The organism is Kribbella steppae (genome assembly GCF_004342025.1).
Classification (GTDB): domain Bacteria; phylum Actinomycetota; class Actinomycetes; order Propionibacteriales; family Kribbellaceae; genus Kribbella; species Kribbella steppae.
This window is the reverse complement of record NZ_SLWN01000009.1, coordinates 314,876-339,296: the sequence shown is the minus strand read 5'-3', so window position 1 is coordinate 339,296 and position 24,421 is coordinate 314,876. Positions and strand designations below refer to the sequence as shown.

General features: G+C 68.4%; 22 protein-coding genes. 19 read left to right on the top strand and 3 right to left on the bottom strand.

Annotated features, from left to right (window positions below; translation table 11 throughout):
• Positions 1-49: 49 nt before the first annotated feature.
• The 3 genes from rbfA to EV652_RS27240 all read left to right on the top strand — a co-directional run bounded on the left by rbfA (position 50) and on the right by EV652_RS27240 (position 2,621).
• The gene (rbfA, locus tag EV652_RS27250) at positions 50-487 is read left to right on the top strand and encodes a 30S ribosome-binding factor RbfA (protein ID WP_199238424.1); all 438 of its coding nucleotides are present in this window, start codon (positions 50-52) and stop codon (positions 485-487) included.
• The gene (gene truB / locus EV652_RS27245) at positions 468-1,373 is read left to right on the top strand and encodes a tRNA pseudouridine(55) synthase TruB (RefSeq protein ID WP_132212071.1); all 906 of its coding nucleotides are present in this window, start codon (positions 468-470) and stop codon (positions 1,371-1,373) included. The genes rbfA and truB overlap by 20 nt, the downstream gene beginning before the upstream one ends.
• Positions 1,374-1,757: 384 nt before the next feature.
• A complete protein-coding gene (locus tag EV652_RS27240) occupies positions 1,758-2,621 on the top strand; it encodes an LLM class flavin-dependent oxidoreductase (RefSeq protein WP_132212070.1) in 864 nt (287 codons plus the stop codon).
• A 10-nt stretch (positions 2,622-2,631) separates the two neighbouring features.
• Here EV652_RS27240 and EV652_RS27235 read toward each other — a convergent pair whose 3' ends face one another.
• Together EV652_RS27235 and EV652_RS27230 are read right to left on the bottom strand one after the other, a co-directional pair.
• The gene (locus tag EV652_RS27235) at positions 2,632-3,111 is read right to left on the bottom strand and encodes a DinB family protein (protein WP_158441252.1); all 480 of its coding nucleotides are present in this window, start codon (positions 3,109-3,111) and stop codon (positions 2,632-2,634) included.
• A gap of 89 nt (positions 3,112-3,200) precedes the next feature.
• Positions 3,201-4,388 carry a PEP/pyruvate-binding domain-containing protein gene (locus EV652_RS27230; protein WP_132212068.1) on the bottom strand — a complete coding sequence of 396 codons (1,188 nt, stop codon included), beginning with the start codon at positions 4,386-4,388 and terminating at the stop codon, positions 3,201-3,203.
• Between the two features lie 60 nt (positions 4,389-4,448).
• On the opposite strand from EV652_RS27230, the gene EV652_RS27225 reads away from it, so the two are divergent.
• The 3 genes from EV652_RS27225 to EV652_RS27215 are packed head-to-tail and all read left to right on the top strand — an operon-like array spanning position 4,449 to position 6,390.
• Positions 4,449-4,862: a hypothetical protein gene (locus EV652_RS27225; RefSeq protein ID WP_132212067.1), complete on the top strand. Its 414-nt coding sequence runs from the start codon at positions 4,449-4,451 to the stop codon at positions 4,860-4,862.
• Entirely contained in the window at positions 4,859-5,491 is a 633-nt protein-coding gene (locus tag EV652_RS27220; protein WP_132212066.1) for a transcriptional regulator, read from the top strand. The genes EV652_RS27225 and EV652_RS27220 overlap by 4 nt, the downstream gene beginning before the upstream one ends.
• 17 nt (positions 5,492-5,508) lie before the next feature.
• Positions 5,509-6,390 (top strand): NAD-dependent protein deacetylase, encoded by an 882-nt coding sequence (locus EV652_RS27215; protein WP_242002039.1) that lies wholly within the window; start codon positions 5,509-5,511, stop codon positions 6,388-6,390.
• A 67-nt stretch (positions 6,391-6,457) separates the two neighbouring features.
• On the opposite strand, the gene EV652_RS27210 is transcribed toward EV652_RS27215, so the two are convergent.
• Positions 6,458-7,477, bottom strand: a complete 1,020-nt coding sequence (locus EV652_RS27210; protein WP_132212065.1) for an SGNH/GDSL hydrolase family protein — start codon at positions 7,475-7,477, stop codon at positions 6,458-6,460.
• 125 nt (positions 7,478-7,602) lie between these two features.
• On the opposite strand from EV652_RS27210, the gene EV652_RS27205 reads away from it, so the two are divergent.
• The 13 genes from EV652_RS27205 to EV652_RS27145 all read left to right on the top strand — a co-directional run bounded on the left by EV652_RS27205 (position 7,603) and on the right by EV652_RS27145 (position 24,379).
• A complete protein-coding gene (locus EV652_RS27205; protein WP_132212064.1) occupies positions 7,603-8,580 on the top strand; it encodes a bifunctional riboflavin kinase/FAD synthetase in 978 nt (325 codons plus the stop codon).
• 116 nt (positions 8,581-8,696) lie between these two features.
• Entirely contained in the window at positions 8,697-8,969 is a 273-nt protein-coding gene (gene rpsO, locus EV652_RS27200) for a 30S ribosomal protein S15 (RefSeq protein ID WP_131351575.1), read from the top strand.
• A gap of 307 nt (positions 8,970-9,276) precedes the next feature.
• The gene (locus tag EV652_RS27195) at positions 9,277-11,487 is read left to right on the top strand and encodes a polyribonucleotide nucleotidyltransferase (RefSeq protein WP_132212145.1); all 2,211 of its coding nucleotides are present in this window, start codon (positions 9,277-9,279) and stop codon (positions 11,485-11,487) included.
• A gap of 47 nt (positions 11,488-11,534) precedes the next feature.
• Positions 11,535-12,797: a M16 family metallopeptidase gene (locus tag EV652_RS27190; RefSeq protein ID WP_242002038.1), complete on the top strand. Its 1,263-nt coding sequence runs from the start codon at positions 11,535-11,537 to the stop codon at positions 12,795-12,797.
• A gap of 98 nt (positions 12,798-12,895) precedes the next feature.
• The gene (locus EV652_RS27185) at positions 12,896-14,278 is read left to right on the top strand and encodes an FAD-binding oxidoreductase (RefSeq protein ID WP_132212062.1); all 1,383 of its coding nucleotides are present in this window, start codon (positions 12,896-12,898) and stop codon (positions 14,276-14,278) included.
• Between the two features lie 155 nt (positions 14,279-14,433).
• The gene (locus EV652_RS27180) at positions 14,434-16,164 is read left to right on the top strand and encodes an ATP-binding cassette domain-containing protein (protein ID WP_242002037.1); all 1,731 of its coding nucleotides are present in this window, start codon (positions 14,434-14,436) and stop codon (positions 16,162-16,164) included.
• A 387-nt stretch (positions 16,165-16,551) separates the two neighbouring features.
• Entirely contained in the window at positions 16,552-18,135 is a 1,584-nt protein-coding gene (locus tag EV652_RS27175; RefSeq protein WP_242002036.1) for a peptide ABC transporter substrate-binding protein, read from the top strand.
• Positions 18,132-19,058, top strand: coding sequence for an ABC transporter permease (locus tag EV652_RS27170; RefSeq protein WP_132212059.1), 927 nt, complete (start codon positions 18,132-18,134; stop codon positions 19,056-19,058). Before EV652_RS27175 ends, EV652_RS27170 begins: the two co-directional genes overlap by 4 nt.
• Positions 19,051-19,947: an ABC transporter permease gene (locus EV652_RS27165; RefSeq protein ID WP_132212058.1), complete on the top strand. Its 897-nt coding sequence runs from the start codon at positions 19,051-19,053 to the stop codon at positions 19,945-19,947. The genes EV652_RS27170 and EV652_RS27165 overlap by 8 nt, the downstream gene beginning before the upstream one ends.
• Positions 19,948-20,062: 115 nt before the next feature.
• Positions 20,063-21,064: an ABC transporter ATP-binding protein gene (locus tag EV652_RS27160; RefSeq protein ID WP_132212057.1), complete on the top strand. Its 1,002-nt coding sequence runs from the start codon at positions 20,063-20,065 to the stop codon at positions 21,062-21,064.
• A complete protein-coding gene (locus EV652_RS27155) occupies positions 21,064-22,068 on the top strand; it encodes an ABC transporter ATP-binding protein (RefSeq protein ID WP_132212056.1) in 1,005 nt (334 codons plus the stop codon). The genes EV652_RS27160 and EV652_RS27155 overlap by 1 nt, the downstream gene beginning before the upstream one ends.
• Complete coding sequence (locus EV652_RS27150; RefSeq protein ID WP_132212055.1) at positions 22,068-22,505, top strand: GNAT family N-acetyltransferase; 438 nt, start codon at positions 22,068-22,070, stop codon at positions 22,503-22,505. Before EV652_RS27155 ends, EV652_RS27150 begins: the two co-directional genes overlap by 1 nt.
• A 38-nt stretch (positions 22,506-22,543) precedes the next feature.
• On the top strand, positions 22,544-24,379 hold the full coding sequence (locus EV652_RS27145) for a hypothetical protein (protein WP_132212054.1): 1,836 nt from the start codon (positions 22,544-22,546) through the stop codon (positions 24,377-24,379).
• Positions 24,380-24,421: the final 42 nt, after the last annotated feature.

The window sequence follows — 24,421 nt, the reverse complement described above, 5'->3', positions numbered from 1 at the left end:
AGGCGATCGTCTCTCCGGACGTTACTCATGAATGAGGGAGTGAGCCCTGATGGGTGAAGCAAGGGCGAAGCAGTTGGCCGACCGGATCCAGGTACTCGTCGCCGAGTTGCTCGAGCGCCGCGTGAAGGACCCCCGGCTGGGCTTCGTCACCGTGACCGATGCCCGGCTGACCGGCGACCTGCGCGAGGCCAGCGTCTTCTACACCGTGTACGGCGACGAGCAGGCGCGCGCCTCGACCGCGGCTGCCCTGGAGTCGGCGCGCGGGCTGATCCGCAGCGAGGTCGGCAAGGCCCTCGGCCTGCGGCACACTCCGAGCCTCGCGTTCTTCCTGGACGCCGTACCGGAGACCGCCGGGCAGATCGAGGACCTGCTGGCCAAGGCGCGGCAGGCCGATGCCGAGGTGGCCAAGGCCGCCGCGGGCGCCAAGCCGGCCGGCGAGGCGGACCCCTACAAGCACCGCGAGGACGATGACAGCGACGACGAATGAGCCTGGTGCTCCGGCCGTTGCCGACGGCATCGTCATCGTCGACAAGCCGGCGGGTCTGACCTCGCACACCGTGGTCGCCCGGATCCGCCGGCTGGCCGGCACTCGCAAGGTCGGCCACGCCGGCACGCTGGACCCGATGGCCACCGGTGTCCTGGTCGTCGGCCTCAACCGCGCGACCCGGCTGCTCGGCCATCTCCAGTTGGCCGACAAGTCGTACGACGCGACCATCCTGCTCGGCGCGTCCACGACCACCGACGACGCCGAGGGCGAGGTCGTGTCGACTGCGCCCGTCGACGGCATCACGGCCGAGGCGATCGAGGCCGCGGTGGCTGGATTCCGCGGCGAGATCTCGCAGGTCCCGTCCAAGGTCTCCGCGATCAAGGTCGACGGGCGTCGCGCGTACGAACGCGTGCGCGCCGGTGAAGAGGTTGCCCTCAAGGCGCGGAGTGTGACGGTCTCCCGGTACGACGTGGTCGACGTACGCCTGGGGCCGACCGGTCTCGAGGTCGACATCTCGGTCGACTGCTCCAGCGGCACCTACATCCGTGCCCTGGCTCGCGACCTCGGCGCCGAACTGGACGTCGGCGGTCACCTCACCGCACTTCGCCGTACCCGCGTCGGTGCTTTCGATCTCTCGGCCGCCCACACCCTGGAGTCGCTGGGGGATTCGTTCGAGTGGCTGCCCATCGCGGAGGTCGCCGCCGGCACCTTTCCCCGGTACGACGCCGACGCCGAGCAGGCCGCTGCCATCCGCACCGGCCGCCCACTGTCCGGCCTGAAACTCGAGGCCGGCCAAACCGCGATGTTCGACCCCACCGGCATCTTCCTGGCCCTCTACGAACCCCACGGCCCAGTCGCCAAACCCACCGCGGTGTTCGTCAGCTGACAGCGCAGACAGGCCCGCCTGGCGGCCCCGGAAGCTGTCATGCCGATTTCGGGGCAAATTCGGCGATGCTCGTGGGGGAGAATCGCGGCCCAGCGCTTTCGGCCGGCTCTCCGGGTAGTGGGGTATACATTTGCCGCCAGGCGAACATCTTCACAGTAGGCCGATCCGGACCGGCCCGTACCGGAATTCATTCGAAGTGAACCGCTGAGCGGACACTTCTGTCCATGCAGTCGTAGTCCTTCAATCGGTTGATTTTCCACGTGCCGTCGCCGAGGTCGGAACTGCACGACGAGCGCCTGTCCGGTGTATGCGTTTCCTCGAGCACGACGACGTTGTCCGCGGCATGCAGCCAATTGTCCGTGGGGGCGTCTAGCGTCTAGCAGCATGAGATACGGCTTCGTGATGGCATATGGGGACGCTCGGGCGGCGGCCGAGTTGGCGACGTTGGCCGAGGACCATGGGTGGGATGGCTTCTTCGTGTGGGAGTCGATATGGGGTATCGACGCCTGGGCGATGCTGGCCGCGGCGGCGATGACGACCGAGCGGATCCGGTTGGGGACGATGCTGACACCCTTGCCGCGGCGGAAACCCTGGGACGTGGCCGGGCAGACCTCGACGGTGGACAACCTGAGCAACGGCCGGGTGACGCTGGCGGTCGGGCTCGGGGTCGCCGGGGAGGAGCGGTTCTGGTTGTTCGAGGACGATCCGGGGCGCAAGGTCCGGGCGGAGTTGATGGACGACTCGCTGGCGATGCTGCAGCACCTGTGGCGTGATCAGCCGTTCGAGTACGCCGGCAAGCACTACCGATCCCGCAAGGTCGCCGACCTGATGCCGCCCGCGCCGCCGCCACCGGTTCAGCAGCCGCGGATCCCGACCTGGGTGGTGGGTGCGTGGCCGCGACCGAAGTCGATGCGGCGAGTGGCACTGCAGGACGGCTGGCTGCCGAACTACGCGCCGATCGTTCAGCCAGGTGAGGAGCCAGGGGAGTGGTCACCCGAGCTGCTCGCCGAAGGTGTCGCCTGGCTCCGCGAGGAGCGCGCCGCGCACGGCCTGACGATGGACGGGTTCGACATAGTCGCCGAAGGCAAGACAGCCGCCGACGACCCGAAGGCCGCCGAGACCGTACGCCCCTGGGCCGAGGCCGGCGCGACCTGGTGGATCGACGCCGACTGGTCCTCGATGGACGCCACCGAGGTCCGCGCCAAGGCCGAACGCCGCCTCAAGGCCGGCCCACCCCGAATCGCGTGAGCACGCAGCCTCAGAGCCCTCGCAGCAGGCCGATCTGGCCGGCGTGGGCGAAGGAGTCGTGCAGTTGCCCGGCCAAACGTTCCTCGACGGTGTGCGTGTTGCCGAGCGTGGGACTCACGACGAGCCGGCCGAGATCGTCATCAGCAGCGGAAGCCAGGTACGTCTCGGCGAGTCCGTGGGTGGCGGCGTGGTAGGCCAGCAGGAACTCGAGCTCGGGACTGCGGAAGGCGGCGGCCTGCTCGGCCGAGTGACCGAAGCCTGTGTCAGTGGGATCTGCCGGCCGGTCGAACCGGTTGGCCCAGTCGTCGGCGAGCCAGAGTTGCGTACTCCCGGTGAGCTCGGACAGATTCCGGTCCTGCCCTCGGGAGATGTGCCAGACCAGCCACCCGACGCTGTTGCTCCCGAGGCGCCGGTCCAACTCCTCGGCGGTGGCCCCGTCGATCGACGTACGCACGTCGTCGCGTACCCGGCGGAACAACCCAAGCGTCAAACCCTGCCAGCCCGCGTCCACTCAGTTCCCTCCGACTGTCAGTAGCCCGGCTGGAACGCTAGCCGTCCAGCCTTCCGACCGCATCCCGGTTACCTGCGGATGGTGCCGGTGGTGCCGTCGAGGGTCAGCGGTTGGCCGTCGTACAGGGTGGTCATGGCGGCGGGGACGCCGAGGACGGCGGGGATGCGATGTTCGCGGGCCACGATCGCGGCGTGGGAGAGACGGCCGCCGGTCTCCGTGACTACTCCGGCAACGACGCCGAAGAGTGGTGTCCAGGCCGGGTCGGTGAAGCGGCAGACCAGGATGTCGCCGGGGCCGACCCTGCTGAAGTCCTGAGTCCCGTGAACGACCCGAGCAGGTCCGGAGACGAGCCCCGGACTGCCGGCGGTTCCGCGCAGGTCGGTGAAGGTGGGCGGCGGATCGGCGGGGTGCGGGAGCGGAGCCGTGATCGGGCGGGCTTGGAGCAGCCAGATCTGGTCGTTCTCGATCGCGAACTCGATGTCCTGCGGAGCGCCGAGGTGCTCGGCCACCTGGCGGCCGAGCGTCGCCAAGCGGGCGAGTTGCTGGTCGTCGAGGCACAGCCGATTCCGGGATTCGGGTGCCACGGCCGTCGTGATCGTCCCGTTGCCGCTGCGGTCGATTCGTGTGTCCTTGTCTCCGGTACGGCGGCCGACTGCACCGTCCGCGGACACGGAGAAGCTGTCCGGCGTTACGAGTCCGCCGACGACGCTCTCGCCCAGCCCCCACGATGCCTCGATCTGGATCCCGGGCGCGTCCGTGAAGAGAACTCCGGCAACCTCGGCGTCGATGTGGCGCTGGACGATTACGGCCATCTCTGGTGCGACAGCGGCGGTTGACCGGTAGGCGACAGCACGCGTGGACCACAGCGACGCCCACGTCGCCGGCAGCCGCTCGATCACCGCTGCCGATCCGGTGACGCCCAGGTAGCTGTCATGTTGCCCGGCAGCTGAGGCGCCGACCGTGTCCTCGGTCGAAGCAGACGACCGTACGGCGACCGCGTTGCCGCCAAGTCGCGTCATCGCCTCGGTGAGCTCACGAGCGAGCTCCGCCGGAAGCGGCCGGGACTCGATCAGCCGTCGTACCTCATCAGGTCCGTCCACGGCGGCAAGATCCAGACCACTCGTCACGGCTCGATACACCTCAGTCGGTACGACGAAGCCGGGCGGGACCGGGAAGCCGGCCCGGGCGAGCGCTCCGAGGACGGCGGCCTTACCGCCCGCCTGCTGCCGGGTGGCCTCGGTGAGACTGACGATCAACGAGGCCGTCCTTTCAACAAAATATTGACAACATCATGTTGAAGGATCCACGGTTCTCGAGTGCAAAGCAACCACGAACCCTTCGACGACCAGGCCCAGGCCGACCGGGAGCACGAGGCGCGTCGGCTGCTCCTGGACCACGGAGCCGACCGGCTTGCCCGTCGTCCCTGGCAGCCGGGTCCGGTGCCGCCGTCGGCCGTCGACCTGATCCAGTTCTTCCTCTGGCAATCCAGCTCGGCGATCGACACGGACGACGTACGGCGGGAGGCTGTGGCGGCGTTGCAGTTGTTTCCGGCTGCCCGGGCTGAGCTTGAGCAGCTCGAGGCAGGCTTGATGTTTGCGGCGCGCGGTCTCGGTCTCACCTGGGCCGAGATGGCGCGAGCGCTCGGCCTCAACTCACCTCAGGCGTGCCAGCAGCGACTCGACCGGCTGACTGCACGCAGCAGCCGCCCAGCGGACGGACCGACGACATGACCCAGGTCTCCACCCCAGAGCTCCTCGTGCTGCACGCCGTACGGCTGCAAGGCGTCGCGGACGACCAGCAGGTCGCCCGACGGTTCGGGCTCGACCAGGCGGTGACGAAGGAGTTGCTGCTCGACTATCAGGCCTTCGGCTGGATCACCTGGAGCGAGTTCGCCGGCATCGGCGGCTGGTCCCTGATGGCGTCGGGCCGGGAGGAGAACGAACGCCGCCTGGCCCAAGAGCTCGAATCCACAGCCGGCGCGGAGACCGTCCGCGAGATCTACCGAGCCTTCCTTCCACTCAACGAGCGTCTGCAGATCGCCTGCACCCAATGGCAGTTGAGACCGACGGGCGACGACCCGCACGCCTTCAACGACCACGCAGACCCGGCCTGGGACCGCCGCGTCATTGTCGAACTGACAGCACTCGCCGAGCAACTTGGTCCCCTGACGGAGACGCTGGAAGGGGTCCTCAACCGGTTCCAGGGCTACCGGACCCGGTTCGCCACTGCCCTCGAGCGTGTCCAGGCCGGCGACACCGGATGGGTCGACCGGACCAACGTCGACTCGTGCCACAAGGTCTGGTTCGAGCTCCACGAGGACCTGATCGCCACGCTGGGCCTGGTCCGCGGCGACCACTGACTGGCTACCCTGGGCACGTGCGTTCGCGTCCGACACTGCAATGGGTCCCCGGCCCGGAGGTGATGGCGCTCGAGCCCGGTACGACAGACCTCGCCCCGATCGCGGACGTGGTTGCCGACGGCGATGTCGTCGTACTCACCGGCGCAGGCATCTCCACCGAGTCAGGTATCCCGGACTACCGCGGCGAGACCGGCAGTCTCCGGACCCACACCCCGATGACGTACGGCGACTTCGTGGCGAGCGAATCCGGCCGGCAGCGGTACTGGGCCCGCAGCCACCTCGGCTGGCGCACCATCGCCCGGGCCCTCCCGAACGAAGGCCACCGGGCCGTCGCGGCCCTGCAAGCGCGCGGCTACCTCAACGGCGTCGTCACCCAGAACGTCGACGGCCTCCACCAAGCGGCCGGCGCCAGAGACGTGATCGAGCTGCACGGCAACCTGGACCGGGTCATCTGCCTCAACTGTCCTACGACGTCCGCCCGCGAAGCACTCGACCGTCGCCTCCGCGCGGCCAACCCGGACTTCGAGGGCGAGGCCACCCGCATCAACCCCGACGGCGATGTGGACCTGCCCGACTCGATCGTCCGCACCTTCAACGTCGTCCCATGTGAGGCGTGCGGGACCGGCGTACTCAAACCCGACGTGGTGTTCTTCGGCGAGAACGTGCCGAAGCCGCGGGTCGAACGCTGCTATCGCCTGATCGACGACGCGGCCGCCATGCTCGTCCTCGGCTCGTCCCTGACGGTGATGTCCGGCTTCCGCTTCGTCCGCCACGCCGCCAAGGCCGGCAAGCCGGTCCTGATCATCAACCAGGGCGTCACACGTGGCGATCCGTACGCCGCCCATCGCGTCAACCTCCCGCTCGGCCAGGCACTCACGGAGCTCACACAACAGCTCTAGAACACCGCCGGGCCGAGCCACGCGTGAGGTGGCTCGACCCGGGGTCCGCTCTACGGATTGGAAAGGGTCAGCGTTGCGCGCTGGTCCGTAGACGGTTCAGGGAGGCCTCGACGGCCTGAGGCGACGCAGCTGCTTGCCGGGACAACTCCCGACCGCGAGCGGCCCAAGCGGCTTGCTCGGCCGCAGTCACCACGACTGGCTCACCGGTCAACGTCTTGAAGGTCAGCGACGCGACGCCGGCCTGTCCTTCGTAGCGCGGGTGGTAGTTCAGCGCCCGCAGCAAGTTGATGTCCTTGCCCTGGATCCACGCCTGCCCGTCCGGTGCACAGGCATCGTGCCCGGTCGACGGCCCGAACGTGTCCACGTACGCCGCTCCGGTCGCAGCCGCAGCGTTCGCGATCGCGGTGTTGAGCGCCTGCTCGATCGAGTACAGGTAGGTGTAGTCGCCGTCCGCGAACGGCAGGATCGCCGGGCAGGTGCCGTGTTCCGGCGCGATCTTCGGGTAGCCGATCAGCGCGATCGTTGCCTGCGGCGACCGCTCTCTGATCCCCTGGACAACGGTCGTGATCCGGGCCTGGGTCTGGAGGATCCGCGCCTTCAGCGTGTCCACACCGTTGACGGTGAAGTGCGCCTTGCACGGCGCACCGGACGGATCACTGGCCCGCAGCCCCGGGCAGGTGCCGATGATGTCGCCGAACACGCCGAAGTCGTTGCCGCCGATCCCGAGGGTGACCAGGTCCGTGTCCGGTCGCAGCGCGTTGAACTGTGGAGCGGCCGTGCCCAGGGCCGTGCTCTGCGGCGTGGTCATGTTCGTGGTGTCGGCACCACCGCAGCTCACGTCGGTGAACTGATAGGGCCGCAGCATCGCGGCGAGCATCTTCGGGTAGTTGCTCGTCGATCGCACACACCCCAGCGACAGCAGGTCCGGCAGCGGCACCAGCGGCGCCGACGAATACGAGTCCCCGAGCGCGACGTAGTGCTTGAACAGCGGTGCCTGGTACGACGCCGAGGCCGGCGCGGCCACGAGCGCCGTACCGGGGAAAAGCACCAATGCCAGCGCAGCCGCGGCGATCCGACGGATCCTCACGTGCAACCTCCCCAGGCAAGCAAACGCTCGTGCCGCCACACCCTAAGTTGAGTGACACGCCGATTACAAGGGGTGATCGCGGACCTGCCGCATCGGACCCGGGTCCGGCATGGAATCCTTCTGTCATGCGTGTCTGGCACGGATTGGACGAGGTGGAGCCGGAATTCGGCCCGTCGGTCGTCACCATCGGCAACTTCGACGGCGTGCACCGGGGGCATCAGGAGGTGCTCGCGCACGCCAAGGCGCGAGCGGCCGAGCTGGGTGGCCTGCCGGTGGTCGCGCTCACCTTCGATCCGCACCCGATGGTCGTACTGCGGCCCGATCGGGCGCCCGCGATGCTCAGCGAGCCCGAGGGGCGGGCCGAACTGCTCGGCAACCACGGCGCCGACGCGGTGCTGATCCTCCCGTTCGACAAGGACGTGGCGGGCTGGTCGCCGGAGGAGTTCATCGAGCGGGTCCTGGTCGGCACACTGCACGCCAAGGCGGTCGTGGTCGGCGAGAACTTCCGCTTCGGCCACAAGGCGGCCGGGCACGTGGACACACTGGTCGCGGCCGGGGCGACGCATGGGTTCCAGGTCGAGGGCCTGAGCCTGGCAGGCCTGAGCATGACCGCAGATGGGCAGCCGTGGTCGTCGACGTACATCCGGGGGCGGATCGCCGAGGGCGACGTGGAGGCGGCCGCGGAGGCGCTCGGGCGGCCGCTCCGGGTCACCGGGGTCGTCGTGGAGGGTGACAAGCGGGGCCGCGAGCTCGGGTTCCCGACGGCGAACATCCCCGCCGATCCGCAGGCCGCGATCCCGCTGGACGGTGTGTACGCGGGCTGGCTGACCGTGCTCGACCCGGCGGAGGGCGCTCCGGCGTACCCGGAACCGCTGCCCGCGGCGATCAGCGTCGGCAGCAACCCCACCTTCGACGGCGTTGACCGGCGGGTGGAGAGCTACGTGCTGGACCGCGACGATCTGGAGCTGTACGGCGCCCGGATCGCGGTGGACTTCGTCGCCCGGCTCCGCGGCAGCCAGATCCGGTTCGACAGCATCGACGAGCTGCTGGTCCAGATGAAAGCCGATGTCGACGGGGCCCGGCGCATCTTGACCGGGAATTAGGGTGACGCGTCCACGGACTGATACGCTGACTGCTGCCGTCTGAACGGCCGCGGACTGAGAGTGCTCGGGTGACGAATGCCCCGGTGCGCCGCGCAACGGAAATCGAGAGGAACTCCGTGTCATCAGTTGATGCCGCAACGAAGAAGAAGATCATCGGTGAGTACGCCCTGACCGAGGGTGACACCGGGTCCCCCGAGGTTCAGGTGGCGCTGCTCACGCACCGGATCGCCGACCTGACCGAGCACCTCAAAGAGCACAAGCACGACCACCACAGCCGTCGTGGCCTGTTGCTGCTCGTCGGTCAGCGCCGCCGGCTGCTGAACTACCTGGCGAAGAAGGACATCAACCGCTACCGGTCCCTGATCGAGCGGCTCGGCCTTCGCCGATGACGTCGCGAGGAGCGGCCCCCCGCCTGGGGTGGCCGCTCCTGGCGTATCCGAGTGCCGCCGTAGGGCGCACGCCGTACGAGGGCTAGCCTCGGAACAACTGAATAACGCAACGACCACGAGACGACGCGAAACGCGTGGCGGGAGGAGACCGGTCCTCGGTAGTGGCCTTCGGGAGTACACACCCCGCGGGCCTCGATCGAAGACCGGCAACCCCAGGAGCTCGCGCCTCGCAGTCGTCTCACCGAGAGACGCAACTTGTGTCTCAGTGAGAAAGGGGAATCCCGTGTCGGGATCCACCGGTACGCCCATGGAGGGCGCCGAATTCGCTGAAGCCGTCATCGACAATGGCAGCTTCGGCACCCGCACCATCCGCTTCGAGACGGGCCGTCTGGCCCAGCAGGCCGCCGGTTCGGCCGCCGCGTACCTCGACGGCGACACGATGGTGCTCTCGGCCACCACGGCCAGCAAGAAGCCCAAGGACCAGTTCGACTTCTTCCCGTTGACGGTCGACGTCGAGGAGCGGATGTACGCCGCGGGCCGCATCCCGGGCTCGTTCTTCCGCCGGGAGGGCCGCCCGTCCGAGGAGGCCATCCTGACCTGCCGGCTGATCGACCGCCCGCTGCGGCCGTCGTTCGTGTCCGGCCTGCGCAACGAGATCCAGGTCGTCATCACCGTCCTGGCGCTGAACCCGGACAAGCTGTACGACGTGCTGGCGATCAACGCCGCGTCGATGTCCACCCAGATCGCCGGGCTGCCGTTCTCGGGCCCGATCGGCGCTGTCCGCGTCGGCCTGATCGACCAGCAGTGGGTGGCCTTCCCGACCCACACCGAGCTCGAGGACGCCGTCTTCGACATGGTCGTCGCCGGTCGCGTCACCGACACCGGTGAGGTCGCGATCATGATGGTCGAGGCCGAGTCCACCCCGGGCACCTTCGACGCCGTCGCCGCCGGCAAGCAGGCGCCGACCGAGGAGATCGTTGCCGAGGGCCTCGAGGCCGCCAAGGGCTTCATCAAGACCCTGGTCGACGCGCAGTCGGAGCTGGCCGCCAAGGCGTCCAAGCCGACCGGCGAGTTCCCGGTCTTCCCGGACTACCAGGAGGACGCGTTCGCCGCCGTCGAGGCCGCGGCCACCGAGGAGCTCAGCCAGGCGCTGACCATCGCCGGCAAGCACGAGCGTGAGAGCGCCACCGACGCGGTCAAGGCCGCCGTGGTGGACAAGCTGGCCGCCGACTTCGAGGGCCGCGAGAAGGAGCTGTCCGCGGCGTTCCGGTCGCTGACCAAGAAGCTGGTCCGCCAGCGCGTGCTCAAGGACAAGGTCCGCATCGACGGCCGTGGGCTGGCCGACATCCGGCCGCTCAAGGCCCAGGTGCGGGTGCTGCCGCGAGTGCACGGCTCGGCGCTGTTCGAGCGCGGCGAGACCCAGATCATGGGTGTCACCACGCTGAACATGCTCCGGATGGAGCAGCAGCTCGACACGCTCTCCCCGGAGACGCGCAAGCGCTACATGCACAACTACAACTTCCCGCCGTACTCGACCGGTGAGACCGGCCGGGTGGGTTCGCCGAAGCGCCGCGAGATCGGTCACGGCGCGCTGGCCGAGCGGGCCCTGGTGCCGGTGCTGCCGTCGCGCGAGGACTTCCCGTACGCGCTGCGTCAGGTGTCCGAGGCGCTCGGCTCGAACGGCTCCACCTCGATGGGTTCGGTCTGCGCCTCGACGCTGTCGCTGCTGTCCGCCGGCGTGCCGCTGAAGGCCCCGGTCGCCGGTATCGCGATGGGTCTGATCTCGGGTGAGGTCGACGGCGAGACCGAGTACGTCGCGCTGACCGACATCCTGGGCGCGGAGGACGCGTTCGGCGACATGGACTTCAAGGTCGCCGGGACGAAGGACTTCGTCACCGCCCTGCAGCTGGACACCAAGCTGGACGGCATCCCGGCCAGCGTGCTGGCCGGTGCGCTGACCCAGGCCAAGGACGCCCGGCTGACCATCCTGGACGTGATGGCCAAGGCCATCGACGCGCCGGGTGAGATGAGCGAGTTCGCGCCGCGGGTCATCTCGGTGAAGGTCCCGGTCGACAAGATCGGCGAGGTCATCGGCCCGAAGGGCAAGATGATCAACCAGATCACCGAGGACACCGGCGCCGACATCTCGATCGAGGACGACGGCACCGTCTACATCGGCGCGACCGACGGTCCGTCGGCCGAGGCGGCCCGGGCCGCGATCAACGCGATCGCGAACCCGACCATGCCGGAGAAGGGCGAGCGCTACCTGGGCACGGTCGTGAAGACGACCAACTTCGGTGCGTTCATCAGCCTGCTGCCGGGCAAGGACGGCCTGTTGCACATCTCGAAGCTGCGCGGCCTGGCCGGCGGCAAGCGGGTCGAGGCGGTCGAGGACGTGCTCTCGGTCGGCCAGAAGCTGCAGGTCGAGATCGCCGAGATCGACGACCGGGGCAAGCTGTCGCTGATCCCGGTGGTCGAGGAGGACGAGAAGAAGGCTGAGGCTGAGCCGGCCGAGTGACTCGAGCCATCACCAGCACACTGCTGAGCTCGGAGGCGGGCGGTCCGGTGAAACGGACCGTCCTGCCCTCCGGGCTCCGTGTGCTGTCCCAGTCCGTACCGGGTTTCCGCTCGGTCACCTTCGGCGTCTGGGTCGGCGTCGGCTCCCGGGACGAGCCGGAACCGCTGGCCGGCGCGACGCACTTCCTCGAGCACCTGCTGTTCAAGGGCACCGAGCGCCGGGACGCGCTGGAGATCTCCGCCGCGATCGACGCGGTCGGCGGCGAGATGAACGCGTTCACCGGCAAGGAGTACACGTGCTACTACGCGCGGGTGCTCGACTCCGATCTGCCGCTCGCGGTCGACGTCATCTGCGACATGATCACCTCCGCCACGCTGACCGGCGCGGATGTGGAGAGTGAGCGCGATGTCATCGACGAGGAGATCGCGATGCACGCCGACGAGACGTCGGACCACATCCACGACCTCTTCGCCGAGCAGCTCTGGGGCAGGTCCCCGCTCGGCCGCTCCATCACCGGTACGCCGGAATCCGTGGCCGGACTGTCCCGCCAGCAGGTGGTCGGCTGGTACCGCCGCCGCTACAAGCCGGCCAACATCGTCGTGTCGGTCGCCGGCAACGTCGACCACACCGACGTGGTCCGCCTGGTCCGCAAGGCGTTCGAGCGGCACTGGGTGACCGGCGAGGCCGAGCCCGCCGCGGTACGCCGTGGATCAGCTCGACGCGTTCCGACGTACGGCGGGGTGCAGGTGCACCACCGTGACGTCGAGCAGGCGCACCTGGTGCTCGGGATGCCCGGGCTGGTGCGGAACGACGAGCGGCGGTACGTCGCCGGCGTCCTGCACGGGATCGTCGGCGGCGGCATGTCGTCGCGGTTGTTCCAGGAGGTCCGGGAGAAGCGCGGTCTGGCCTACTCGGTCTTCTCCTTCGGGTCGGCGTACGTCGACTCCGGCATGGTCGGCGTGTACGCGGGCTGCCTGCCGAAGAAGGCCGGCGAGGTCCTCGACGTGGTCCGGTCCGAGCTGGAGTCGATTGCCGGCGGCAACATCACGCCGGACGAACTGCTCCGCGGCAAGGGCCAGATGCGCGGCTCGGTGGTGATGGGCCTGGAGGACACCGGCGCCAAGATGACCCGGATCGCCAAGGCCGAGCTCGTGTACGGCGAGCTGCCGACCGTCGACCAGATCCTGCACCGGATCGACGCCGTCACCCTCGACGACGTCACCCGCCTCGCCGCCGAGTTGTACGCCGGCACCCCGGCCTTGACCGTGATGGGCCCGTTCGACGAGGACGGCACCGCTTTCGACCTCTGAGACCTCTGAGAGCTCGGAGCACCCTCGACAGCCCCTTGGCCGCAGGAGCAGACTGGCCGGTGACAGGGGGCCTGGGGGAGGGGACTCGGGAGCTGCTCATGAGCACGATGACTCCGGACGTGCAGGCACTGGGGGAAGACTTCCGCGGGGAGCTGATCCATCCGGGGGAGCCGTCGTACGACGATCTCCGCGCCGTCTGGAACGGGTCGATCGACCGTCGGCCCGGACTGATCGCCCGCTGCACCGGTGTGGCCGATATCCGGTCCGCGCTTGCTTACGCCCGCAGTACCGGTGGGCCGGTGGCGGTACGCGGCGGCGGGCACAGTTTCCCCGGGCACTCGACCTGCGACGGCGGCATCCTGCTGGACCTCCGGCTGCTCAAGGGCATCCGGGTTGATCCGGTACGGCGTACTGCCCGAGCACAGGCGGGAGTGCTGCTCGGGGAACTCGACCGCGAGACCCAGGCCTTCGGCCTCGCCACGCCGTCCGGCATCGTCACCCACACCGGCGTGGCCGGGCTGACGCTAGGCGGCGGCATCGGCTGGCTGATGCGCAAGTACGGGCTGAGTATCGACAACCTGCTGTCGGTCGATCTGGTCACCGCCGAAGGCGAACTGGTGACCGCGAGTGAGGACGTCAACGCCGATCTGTTCTGGGGGATCCGGGGTGGTGGCGGGAACTTCGGCATCGTGACCGAGTTCGAGTTCCAGCTGCACGCGGTCGGGCCGATCGTCTACGCCGGCCCGGTGATGTGGCCGATGGAGCTGTCGCCGGAGTTGCTGCGCTTCTACCGGGACTGGATCACCGACATTCCGGACGAACTGACCACCGCGGTGATCCACCGGTGGATTCCGGCCCTGCCGACGATCCCGGCCGAGCTGCACGGCCGGCCGGTGGTCGTGGTGGTCGCCTGCTACGCCGGTTCGGTCGAAGCGGGGGAGCAGGCGGTGGCGCCGCTCAAAGCCTTCGCCCCGCCGCTGCTCGACATGTGTACGGCGAAGCCGTTCGTGGACCACCAGGCGATGTTCGACCCCAGCTTCCCGCACGGCCGCTGGTACTACATGCGGGCCTGCGACGTCGCCGAGCTGACCGACGACGTGGTCGACATCGCCGCGGCACGCGGTCTGGCGATCGACTCGCCGTACACCGCGTACCCGATCTTCCATCTCGGCGGTGCGATCTCCGAGGTGCCTGCGGACAGTACGGCGTTCGGCGACCGATCGAGCGGGCACACCTTCAACTTCGCCGGCGTGGCGCTGGGCCCGGACGGCTTCGACGGGCAGCGGGAGTGGGTGCGGGAGTCGTGGCGGGCGATCGAGCCGCACCAGACCGGCGCGTACGTCAACTTCCTCACCGACGAGGGCACGGAGCGGATCCGATCGGCGTACGGCGCCGCGACGTACGACCGGCTCCAGGACCTGAAGCGGAAGTACGACCCGGGCAACCTGTTCCACCTGAACCAGAACATCCCGCCCCACTGAGGCGGTAACCTGCTGGGAGTTGTGTCGCGTCACCACGTGATCTGCCGCTGGATTCCACTCTGAACGGGATCGCAAGCATTTGACGGCCGACGTGCCGCACCGCGCTGGATCGACCCCAGCGCGGTTAGGCCTGCCGTCTGCGAAGGAAGATCACCGTGCTCGCTCCGCTCCGCGATGCGTTCCGCACCGCCCGCGAATCCCTGACCGACGCCGCCCACATCACCCCGGGCTGGCTGCTGCTCTGCTCCACTCTCGTCCTGGTCCAAGCCGCCTTGCCCGGGGCTCAGGTCGTCCTGCTGGAGAACCTGATCGATGGGCTGTCTGCCGGCCTCTCCCCCTGGAGACCGCTGCTCGGGCTGACCGTCGTGGTCGGGTTGATGTATCCGCTGGGGCAGGTGGCCGTCGCCGCCGGTCAGCGGATGATGCTGCGGTTGCGGCTCCACTACCGCACTGAGCTCGCGCAGGCGGCCGCACGCCTGAGTCCGAATCAGCTGGCCCGGCCCGAGGTGACGACGGATCTGGAAGCGAGCCAAGTTGCGACGAACCCGCTGAGCGATGTGGCCGGCAAGCCGGTCCAGGTCCTCGGTGCGGCCGCCACCTCTGTCGTGTTGTGCGTGGCGGTCTCGACGATCAACCCGGTGTCCGGAGTGCTTGTGCTGGCCGCGCTGGTGCCGACGGTGCTCGCGTTCACGGCGATCGCCCGGGTCGAGTCGAAGGGCTGGCCGAAGGTCGCCAACCATGATCGCCGTGCCGGGTACGCCACCGAACAGCTCATCCAGCAACGGTCCGGGACAGAGCTGGCCGTCCTCGGGTCCGGCGCCAGGGTGGCGGGTCTGGTCGCCCGCAGCCGGGCTGAGGCCACCACGGTTCTGGACAGGATGATCGGTACGGCGATGACGCTGGAACTCGGCGCGGCGCTGGCGACCGCACTGCTGTTCGGCGGCGCGCTGATCGCGATGGTGAGTGGCGGCGCGTCCGGGGGAGCGGCGGCGGCCGCGGTGGCCGGCACGATCTCCGGGCTGAACGCGATTCGCCTGTGCGGGTACGCGTTCGGGACGATCGTCACGGCCGCACCGCAGGCGAAGATCTACCGGCGCTTCGTCCGCAGTGTGCCGGTCACGGAGCCCCAGGCCGTCGTACCGGCGGTCGAATCCGTTGCCCTCGACAACGTCACGTTCAGCTACGCCGGCGAACCCGCGGTCCGGGAGGTGTCCATCAAGGCGGAACGCGGCGAGATGGTCGCGTTGGTCGGCGTCAACGGAGCGGGCAAGTCGACGGCGATCAACCTGTTGGTGGGCAGCCTCACGCCGGACTGTGGGCGGGTGCTGATCGACGACGGGGATGCTTCCGACCTGACCGAGAACGAGCGGCTCGGGCATTTCGGCCTGCTGGTGCAGGAGTTCGGCCGGTTCGAGTTCACCCTGCGGGATGTCGTCGCGCTCGGCTCCCCGCAGGTCGACGTACCTGAAGAGCGGATTCGGACCGCCCTCGAGGCCGCGGAAGCCGATGCCTTCACCGAGCGGATGTCACTCGACACCCAGTTGGGTCAGCAGTGGGGCGGCACCGGGGTGTCCGGCGGGCAGTGGCAACGGCTGGCGCTGGCCCGGATCTACCTGCGGAACGCCGGGGTCTGGATCCTGGACGAGCCGACGTCGGCGATCGACGCCGAGGCCGAACGGGAGATCTTCGCCGAGCTTCGGCGGACCAAGCACACCCGCATCACGATCGTCGTCTCCCACCGCGCCTGGACCCTGCTGGACATGGACCGCATCTATGTCATCGACGCCGGCTCGGTGGTCCAGCAGGGGACGTACCGGGAGCTGATGTCCCAGCCGGAGGGCCGGTTCGCACAGCTGTTCGCGACGGGCTCAGCGGATCAGGACTGACCAGCGCGGACTACCGCGCTCTGGTGCTCGGGTACAGCGCTCCGGCGCAGCATGCGTGGCCGGGAACACTCAGTGCACTGGTGGACGCACTGGGTGTCACGGCTGATTGAGCATTTGTGCACACAAACGAATCTGACCAAGATTTGCGCTGACGTCTGATGACTCGGGGAGGTTATCGGATTAAGGTCGGGCACTTGTGCCGTGGTCTTCGGTGGTCGTCTGAGGTCTTGGGAAAGTAACGCCTACGTTACGCGCCGCCGCTTTGCGCCTGACAACGTTGACATGCGCAGTTTCGACCAGCGAACATGACGCTTGATCCGCCCGCCTAGCGGCCCTCCCGCCGAGGAAGTTGGTTCGACCGTGCGACGTCTGACAGGGGTTGTGGGGGTGACAGTCGGCCTCGCGCTGGTGCTGTCGTCCTGTGGTGATAGCAAGAGCAGCAACAGTTCCGGCGACTCCGGCAGCAAGAGCGAGACCATCGCGATCGCCGCCGATCCGCTGGAGTACATCAACCCGCTGAACGAGAACGGCAGTCCGGGGATCCAGGTCGCGATGGCGATGTTCGCCCCGCTGGTGACGACCGACCCGAACACCGGCAAGACCGTCAACGTGCTGGCCGACTCGGTCACGCCGGACAAGGCCAGCCAGACCTGGACGATCAAGCTCAAGGCCGGGAACACGTTCCAGAACGGCCAGCCGCTGACCGCCAAGGACTACGTGGACAGCTGGAACATGACCGCGCAGGGCTCGAACGCGTGGAAGAACAACGGCTTCTTCTCCAAGGTCGAGGGGTACGACGCGCTGAACCCGCCGACCCCGGACGGCGCCACCCCGAAGCCGACCACGGTGAAGACGCTGAGCGGCCTGAAGCAGATCGACGACCTGACCTTCTCGGTCAAGCTCAAGGTGCCGTTCTCCCAGTTCGGCCTGACCCTGCAGTACCTCGGCCTGGCCCCGCTGCCGGAGGAGGTGCGGAAGGACCCGGACGCCTACAAGCGCAAGCCGATCGGCAACGGCCCCTACAAGCTGGACGCCACCTGGAATGCCGGTGACGACATCAAGCTGGCCAAGTGGGACGGCTACAAGGGCCCGAACGCTCCCGAGGCCGATGCCATCACCTACCGGTTCATCCCGAACGCGGACACGGCGTACAACGAGTTCCTGGCCGGCAACGTGGACTTCGTCGACGTACCGTCCACCAAGGTGAAGAGCTTCGAGACCGACGCTCCGGACCAGTGGGTGAAGAGTGTGAGCTCGGGCGCGAACTACCTGGTCATCCCCGCCTGGGACGCGCGGTTCAAGAACCCGAAGCTGCGGCACGCGTTCTCGATGGCGATCGACCGGAAGGCGTTCGCCGACCTGGTCGGCCTGTCCGAGCCGGCCAAGGGCCTGATCGCGCCGGACATGGCCGGCTACCGCGACAACGCCTGTAAGTACTGCGACTTCGACGCGACCAAGGCCAAGCAGTTGCTGCAGGAGGCCGGCGGCTTCTCCGGGCCGGTGAACATCAACTACAACACCACGTCGGCGACCGGCCAGATCTTCGCCGAGGCGATCGGCAACATGATCCGGCAGAATCTCGGCCTCGAGGTGAAGTACACCGGCAAGCAGGGCTCTGAGATCACCGAGCTGGCCGACACCCGCAAGCTGGACGGTCTGCGGTTCGGTGGCTGGGGTCACGACTACCCGTCGATCGAGGACTACCTGACCCCGATGTTCAAGTCGTCCGGTGACGCGAACTTCGCCGGCTACAACAGCCCGGCGCTGGACGCCGTACTGGCCAAGGGCGACGCCGAGCCGGACCCGGAGAAGGCGATCGCGCTCTACCAGCAGGCCGAGGACATCGCGCTCGAGGACATGCCGCTGATCCCGCTGTACACCAAGTCGAACGCCTACCTGCACTCGGCCAAGATCGAGCCGCGCGTGTCCAAGTACACCGGGGTGTCGGCGCTCTACGCGACGTTCAAGTGATCCGGTTCGTCGCCCGCCGGTTCCTGACGGCGATCCCGATCGGCCTGATCGTCACGCTGGGGGTCTTCGCGCTCGTCTTCGCGATGCCCGGGGACCCCCTGCGGGAACTGGCCGGTGACAAGCCCATCCCGGCCGCCGTCCTGGCGGCCAAACGGGCCCAGTTCCACCTCGACGATCCCTTCATCGTCCAGTACCTGCTGAGCATGAAGGACATCCTGACCGGGAACTTCGGGACCACGTTCGCCGGTGCCGACATCCGCGACCAGTTGGCGTTGCGGATCCCGGTGACGCTCAAGCTGACGCTGCTGGCGAACGCGTTCCAGTGGACGCTCGGGCTGTTCTTCGGGATCTACGCCGGGTTCAAGCGCAACGGGCTGATCGACAAGTCGTTGCTGCTGGCAACGTTGGTCCTGCTGGCGGTGCCGGGGCTGGTGGCGTACTTCGCCGCGCAGTACGTGTTCGGCGTCGAGCTGAAGTGGTTCCCGGTCTCCGGGGTGCTCGAAGGGTTCCCCAGGTCCTACCTGCTGCCCGCGATGGTGATTGGCGTCCTCGGGTTCGCCGGGCTGGCCCGGCTGATGCGGACGTCGATCGTGGAGACGGTGACCGCCGACTTCGTGAAGACGGCACGGGCCAAGGGTCTGGGGGAGCAGCGGGTGCTGTGGCGGCACATCCTGCCGAACGCGCTGCTCCCGATCGTCACCTTCATCGGGATCGACCTGGCCGGCATGTTCGGCGGGGCGATCATCACCGAGAGCATCTTCAATCTGCCCGGCCTGGGCCAGTTCATGTTCCAGGCGATCAAGCTGAAGGAGGGCGGTGTGGTGGTGTTGCTGTCGACCCTGGCCTTCATCTCGTTCATCCTGATCAACCTGCTGGTCGATCTCCTCTACGGCGTCCTGGATCCGAGGGTGCGCAATGTCTGAGATCCAAGCGGTCGTCGGTGCAGAGGCGCAGGAGCTCGGCGACGGCAGAACCCTGTCGAACCGGGAACTGCTGCGGGCTCTGCTCCGCAAACCGCAGTTCAACGTCTGCTGCCTGTTGTTGCTACTGTTCTTCGCCATGGCGGCGGTGCCGACCCTGTTCACCTCCGTCGATCCGCGCTTCTGCGAGCTGACCAAGAGCCGGCAGGGCCGCAGTCCCGGGCACCTGTTCGGCTACGACATCCAGGGCTGCGACTACTTCGCGAACGTGGTGTACGGCGCCCGCCCGTCGGTGCTGGTGAGTATCTGTGCCAGCTTCGGGGTGTTCGTGCTGGCTGGATCGCTCGGTCTGCTGGCCGGCTACTTCCCGGGGTTCGTCGACGCGCTGATCTCGCGGACCGCCGACGTCCTGTTCAGCGTGCCGGGCATCGTCGTCCTGATCGTGATCCTGAACTCGGTGCCGAACCGCAGCATCTGGATCATTGTCGGCGTCATCCTGCTGATCGGCTGGCCGGGCGGGATGCGGTTGATGCGGGCCACGGTGTTCTCGGTGCGCAACCGCGAGTACGTGCTGGCGGCCCGGTCGATCGGGGTGCCACCGGTGCGGATCCTGCGCAGACACGTGTTCCCGAACGCGATGGCGCCGTTGCTGGCGATGACCACACTCGGCATCGGCGGCATGGTCGGTCTGGAGGCGGCGCTGACCTTCCTCGGCGTCGGGTTGCAACCGCCGTCGATCTCCTGGGGCTCACAGTTCGGCGTCGCGGCGTCGTACCGGGACACTCCACATCTGTTCATCTGGCCGGCGCTGTTCATCTCGACGATGACGATCTCGTTCATGATCATCGGCGACTCGATCCGCGACGCCCTCGACCCGAAACTACTGCGATGACTGTGCACATTCCTCGCCTCCGGCTCGGTGGGTCATCGGGCCTTGCCTCCCGGTCTTCCCTCGTCACTCCAGTCGCTTCGCTCCCTCCACTCCTCAGTCCAGACCGGGAGGCCCGATGACCGGACCAGGCGAAGTACTGCTGAAGGTTGACGATCTCACCGTTGAGTTCGACACGCCGCGGGGGCCGGTGCGGGCCGTCGACGGTGTGTCGTGGCAGGTCCGGGCTGGGGAGACGCTGGCGATCCTGGGGGAGTCGGGGTCGGGGAAGAGTGTGTCGACCCAGGCGCTGACCGGGATCCTGGAGATGCCGCCGGGCCGGATCGTCTCCGGTACGGCGGAGTACCGCGGCGTGGACCTGATCGGGATGACCGTGAAGGAACGGCGCAAGATCGTCGGGGACCGGATCACCATGGTGTTCCAGGACTCGCTGTCGGCGCTGAACCCGGTCCAGTCGGTCGGCACCCAGATCGCCGAGTGCTACCGGGTGCACCGCGGGATGGCGAAGAAGGACGCGCTGAAGCAGGCCGCGGAGATGCTCGACCAGGTGCGGATCCCGGCCGCGGCGAAGCGGGTGGGCGACTATCCGCACGAGTTCTCCGGCGGCATGCGGCAGCGGGTGATGCTGGCGATGGCGCTCGCGCTCGATCCCGACGTACTGATCGCGGACGAGCCGACGACCGCGCTCGACGTCACCGTGCAGGCGCAGATCCTCGAGTTGATCGCGGAACTGCAGGCCGAGCGGGACATGGGCGTCGTCCTGATCACCCACGACCTCGGTGTGGTGTCGGACGTCGCGGACAACGTGGTCGTCATGTACGCCGGCCATGTCGTCGAGCGGGCCTCGACCGCGGACGCACTGGAGTACCCGGTGCATCCGTACACCGAAGGTCTGCTCGGCTCGATGCCGTCGGCGGACCTTAAGGGTCAGGAGCTGCCGACGATCCCCGGTACGCCGCCGTCGTTGCGGGCGATCCCGTCCGGCTGTGCGTTCCGGCCCCGGTGCCCGATCGCGATCGACGACTGCGCATCGGAGACACCGCCGCTGCTCACCGTCGGACCAGGTCGTGATGCCGCCTGCCTCCGTCGTACGTCGATCGCCGCGAAGGAGGCAGTGTGATGGCCGACGAGTTGCTGGTGGCAACGGGTCTGGTGAAGTACTACGACATCAGCCCGGCGCTGAGTTTCGGCACCAAGACCCTGGTCCGTGCCGTCGACGGGGTCGATCTGACCCTGCGCAAGGGCGAGTCGCTCGGCATCGTCGGCGAGTCCGGCTGCGGGAAGTCGACACTGGTCCGGCTGCTCGCCGCCCTGGAGAAGCCGACCGCGGGCGAGATCTCGTACGGCGGGGTCGACGTGAGCAAACTGGGCAGCCGCGAGCTCCGCCGGTGGCGGCGGAACGTCCAGGTGGTGTTCCAGGACCCGTACTCGAGCCTGAATCCGCGGATGCGGGTCGGCGAGATCGTGGCCGAGCCGCTCGAGGTCCATCCGGACGTCTCGAAGGGTCTGGACATCCGCACCCGGGTGCGTGAGCTGCTCGAGTTGGTCGGGTTGCGGGCCGAGGACGAGACGAAGTTCCCGCACCAGTTCTCCGGCGGGCAGCGGCAGCGGATCGGGATCGCGCGGGCGATCGCGCTCAACCCGGACGTGCTGCTGTGCGACGAGCCCGTGTCCGCCCTCGACCTCTCGGTTCAGGCGCAGGTGGTGAACCTGCTGATGCGGCTGCAGCGTGAGCTCGGCCTGAGCATCATCTTCGTCGCCCACGACCTGTCCGTCGTCCGCCACGTCTCGGACCGGGTCGCGGTGATGTACCTCGGCCGGGTCGCCGAGTTGGGCGAGCACCAGCAGGTGTACGACGTACCGGCGCATCCCTACACGCAGGCACTGCTGTCGGCCGAGCCCGGTCTGGCTCGGCAGGGGCGCAAGCGGATCGTGCTGGCCGGCGACCCGCCGTCGCCGGTGATGCCGCCGTCCGGCTGCCGCTTCCATACCCGGTGCCTGCGCGCGGAGTCCCGGTGCAGCACGGAGGAACCACAGCTTCGGTTGATACCGACCGGGCAGACTGTGTCCTGCCACTTCGCCGAAGACGCCCAGTCCTCCTACACCCCGGCGGCCACTGCTTGATGCTGATCGAACCCCGCCCCTCCGACGACCTCGGCCTGGTCCTGCTGCTGGACCTGGCGCTGAAGGAACTGGTTACCCGCTACCCGGACAGCTCGTCCACCCACGCGGTTGATCCGGCGACCAGCTACCTGGTCGCGGTCGACGACGGTGACGGCGTCGGCTGTATCGGCCTGATGCCGGTCGTGGCCGGGGTGGGCGAGATCAAGCGCATGTTCGTCCACGAGGACCACCGCGGTCGCGGTATCGCCCGGCAGCTGGTGACCTCGGTGGAGGCGGTGGCCCGTCACCGGGGCGCGACGTCGCTCCGGCTGGCCACCGGCACCCGTCAGCCGGAGGCGGTCGCGCTGTACGAATCGGTCGGGTACGAGCTGACGGCGCCGTACGGGAAGTACGTCGACGATCCGCTGGCGCGCTGCTACCTGAAGCAGCTCGGCTGACCAACGTAACTGTGAAGTGATGCCCTAAGGTGTCGGCCGTGAAGTCGCTGGCCGGAAGGAGCACGCTGCGTAGGCAGACGGTGCTACTTCTTGGCGTGATCGCGGTTGCGGGTGGGCTCGCCGCGTGGTGGATCCTGACCGCGGGCCGGGCCGCGAACGAGGGCTTCGACATCACCGACGAGGGCTACTACCTGCTGTCGTACCGGTGGTGGGACCAGAACCCGCTGGCGCTGACCGGGGTGCAGTACCTCTACGGGCCGATCTTCGAGTGGCTCGGGTACGACGTCGTCCGGCTGCGGTTCTTCCGGTTGCTGACCGTGGTCGTCGTACACCTGTTGTTCGGGTACAGCTTCATGCGCTGGCTGCGGGGACGGCGGCCGGGTGCGCCTCCGACCAAGCTGTGGGAGCTGGCCGGGATCGCGACGATCCTGGCGGCCGGTGGGATGTGTTACAGCTGGCTGCCGATGTCGCCCGGGTACAACGACGTCATCCTGCTCGGGGCGCTGACGCTGGTCGCGTGCGTGCTGTGGATGGCGACCGCGGTGGATCGCGGGACGCCGGTGCCCTTCTGGGTGCTGATCGTCGTCGGCCTGGTGATCGGCATGATGGTGCTGGCGAAGTGGACGTCGGTCGTGGTGATCGGGCTGATCGTGATCGCGGCCCTGATCGTGCTGTCCGGTCAAGGCCTGCAGGCTGTTGCGCGGGGCATCGGGTTCGCCCTGGCCGGGATGGGCGTCACGGCACTCGTGGTGCAGCTGTTCGTGGTCCGGCTGAACGTCGCGGTGCCGGGGATCATCACCGTGAACAGGTTCATCGCGGAGACGTCGTACTCGCCGAGCGCGTTGCTGCACGTCTACTGGTCGACCGGCCTGGAACTGCTGGGCACGACCCTGCGCCAGCATGCGCTACTGCTGATCGCGGCCGCCGTCGCCGTGATCGGCCGCTGGCCGTGGCTGCGGATCGTGGCCGCGGTTCTCGCGGTTGCAGGGTTCGTGCTTTCGGTACGGCGGGTTGTCGTCGACGATGCCGCGATCGGTGGATCGGCGCACACCTCGGACTACACGGTGACGCTGCTGGCCGCCGTACTGGTGGCACTGGTGACAGCTCTCGCTGCGGTGCTCGCGGGTCGGTACGGGCTGACGCCGCGGTCGGCGCTGAGCCGGGAGAAGGCCCGCGGCTGGGTCGTTCTCGGGCTGCTCGTGGTGTTGCCGTTGGTGCAGGCGTTCGGGACGAACAACCCGCTGTACACGATCGGCTTCAACGCGTTCGCCGCCTGGGCCGCGGTGATGATCGCGGTGCTGACCGGGATCTGGGCCGTTCCGGTGGTGGCGCGGGTGACGGTCGGTGTGGTCACGGTCGCGTCGCTGGTGGCGGTGGCGTCCGTCTCCTACAGCGGGATGTTCCTGCACCCGTATCGCTCGGTCGGGCATGCGGAACTGACCGAGCCTGCCACGCTGCCCCCGCTGAAGGGCGTCTACGTCCAGCCCTCGGCGGCGCGGAACTACGCCGCCCTCGAGGCCGAGCTGCGGCCGTACCTCCAGCCGACCGCACGGCCGATCCTCGCCTTCGACAAGATGGCCGGACTCGTCCTGATGCTGCAAGGCAAGCCGGTCGGTGAGGCCTGGGTCGCACCGAAGGAACGCAACCGGACGGCCGCCGGGATCGAAGAGGTCTGCCGGCACGGCCAGCCGTGGAGCCCGGGCCGGCCGCCGATCATCCTGCTGAACCGCCGCATCTCCGACGTCGAGATCGCCGCGCTGGGCGCCTGCGCGCTGGACTTCACCGCCGACTACGAACTGCTGGCGCCGCCGCAGAAGACGATGAACCTGCAGGTCTTCGTGCCGCGCAACGAACGGGCGATCAAGACACCCTGACTCGGGCTGTGCGGGCCTGATGAGATCCTTGGGGCGGTCGAA

What these genes read in the sequence shown, in the direction of transcription:
- rbfA (WP_199238424.1), top strand. Translation starts at nt 50, where the DNA reads ATGGGTGAAGCAAGGGCGAAGCAGTTGGCCGACCGGATCCAGGTACTC.
- truB (WP_132212071.1), top strand. Translation starts at nt 468, where the DNA reads ATGACAGCGACGACGAATGAGCCTGGTGCTCCGGCCGTTGCCGACGGC.
- EV652_RS27240 (WP_132212070.1), top strand. Translation starts at nt 1,758, where the DNA reads ATGAGATACGGCTTCGTGATGGCATATGGGGACGCTCGGGCGGCGGCC.
- EV652_RS27220 (WP_132212066.1), top strand. Translation starts at nt 4,859, where the DNA reads ATGACCCAGGTCTCCACCCCAGAGCTCCTCGTGCTGCACGCCGTACGG.
- EV652_RS27205 (WP_132212064.1), top strand. Translation starts at nt 7,603, where the DNA reads ATGCGTGTCTGGCACGGATTGGACGAGGTGGAGCCGGAATTCGGCCCG.
- EV652_RS27195 (WP_132212145.1), top strand. Translation starts at nt 9,277, where the DNA reads ATGGAGGGCGCCGAATTCGCTGAAGCCGTCATCGACAATGGCAGCTTC.
- EV652_RS27185 (WP_132212062.1), top strand. Translation starts at nt 12,896, where the DNA reads ATGAGCACGATGACTCCGGACGTGCAGGCACTGGGGGAAGACTTCCGC.
- EV652_RS27165 (WP_132212058.1), top strand. Translation starts at nt 19,051, where the DNA reads ATGTCTGAGATCCAAGCGGTCGTCGGTGCAGAGGCGCAGGAGCTCGGC.
- EV652_RS27160 (WP_132212057.1), top strand. Translation starts at nt 20,063, where the DNA reads ATGACCGGACCAGGCGAAGTACTGCTGAAGGTTGACGATCTCACCGTT.
- EV652_RS27155 (WP_132212056.1), top strand. Translation starts at nt 21,064, where the DNA reads ATGGCCGACGAGTTGCTGGTGGCAACGGGTCTGGTGAAGTACTACGAC.
- EV652_RS27150 (WP_132212055.1), top strand. Translation starts at nt 22,068, where the DNA reads ATGCTGATCGAACCCCGCCCCTCCGACGACCTCGGCCTGGTCCTGCTG.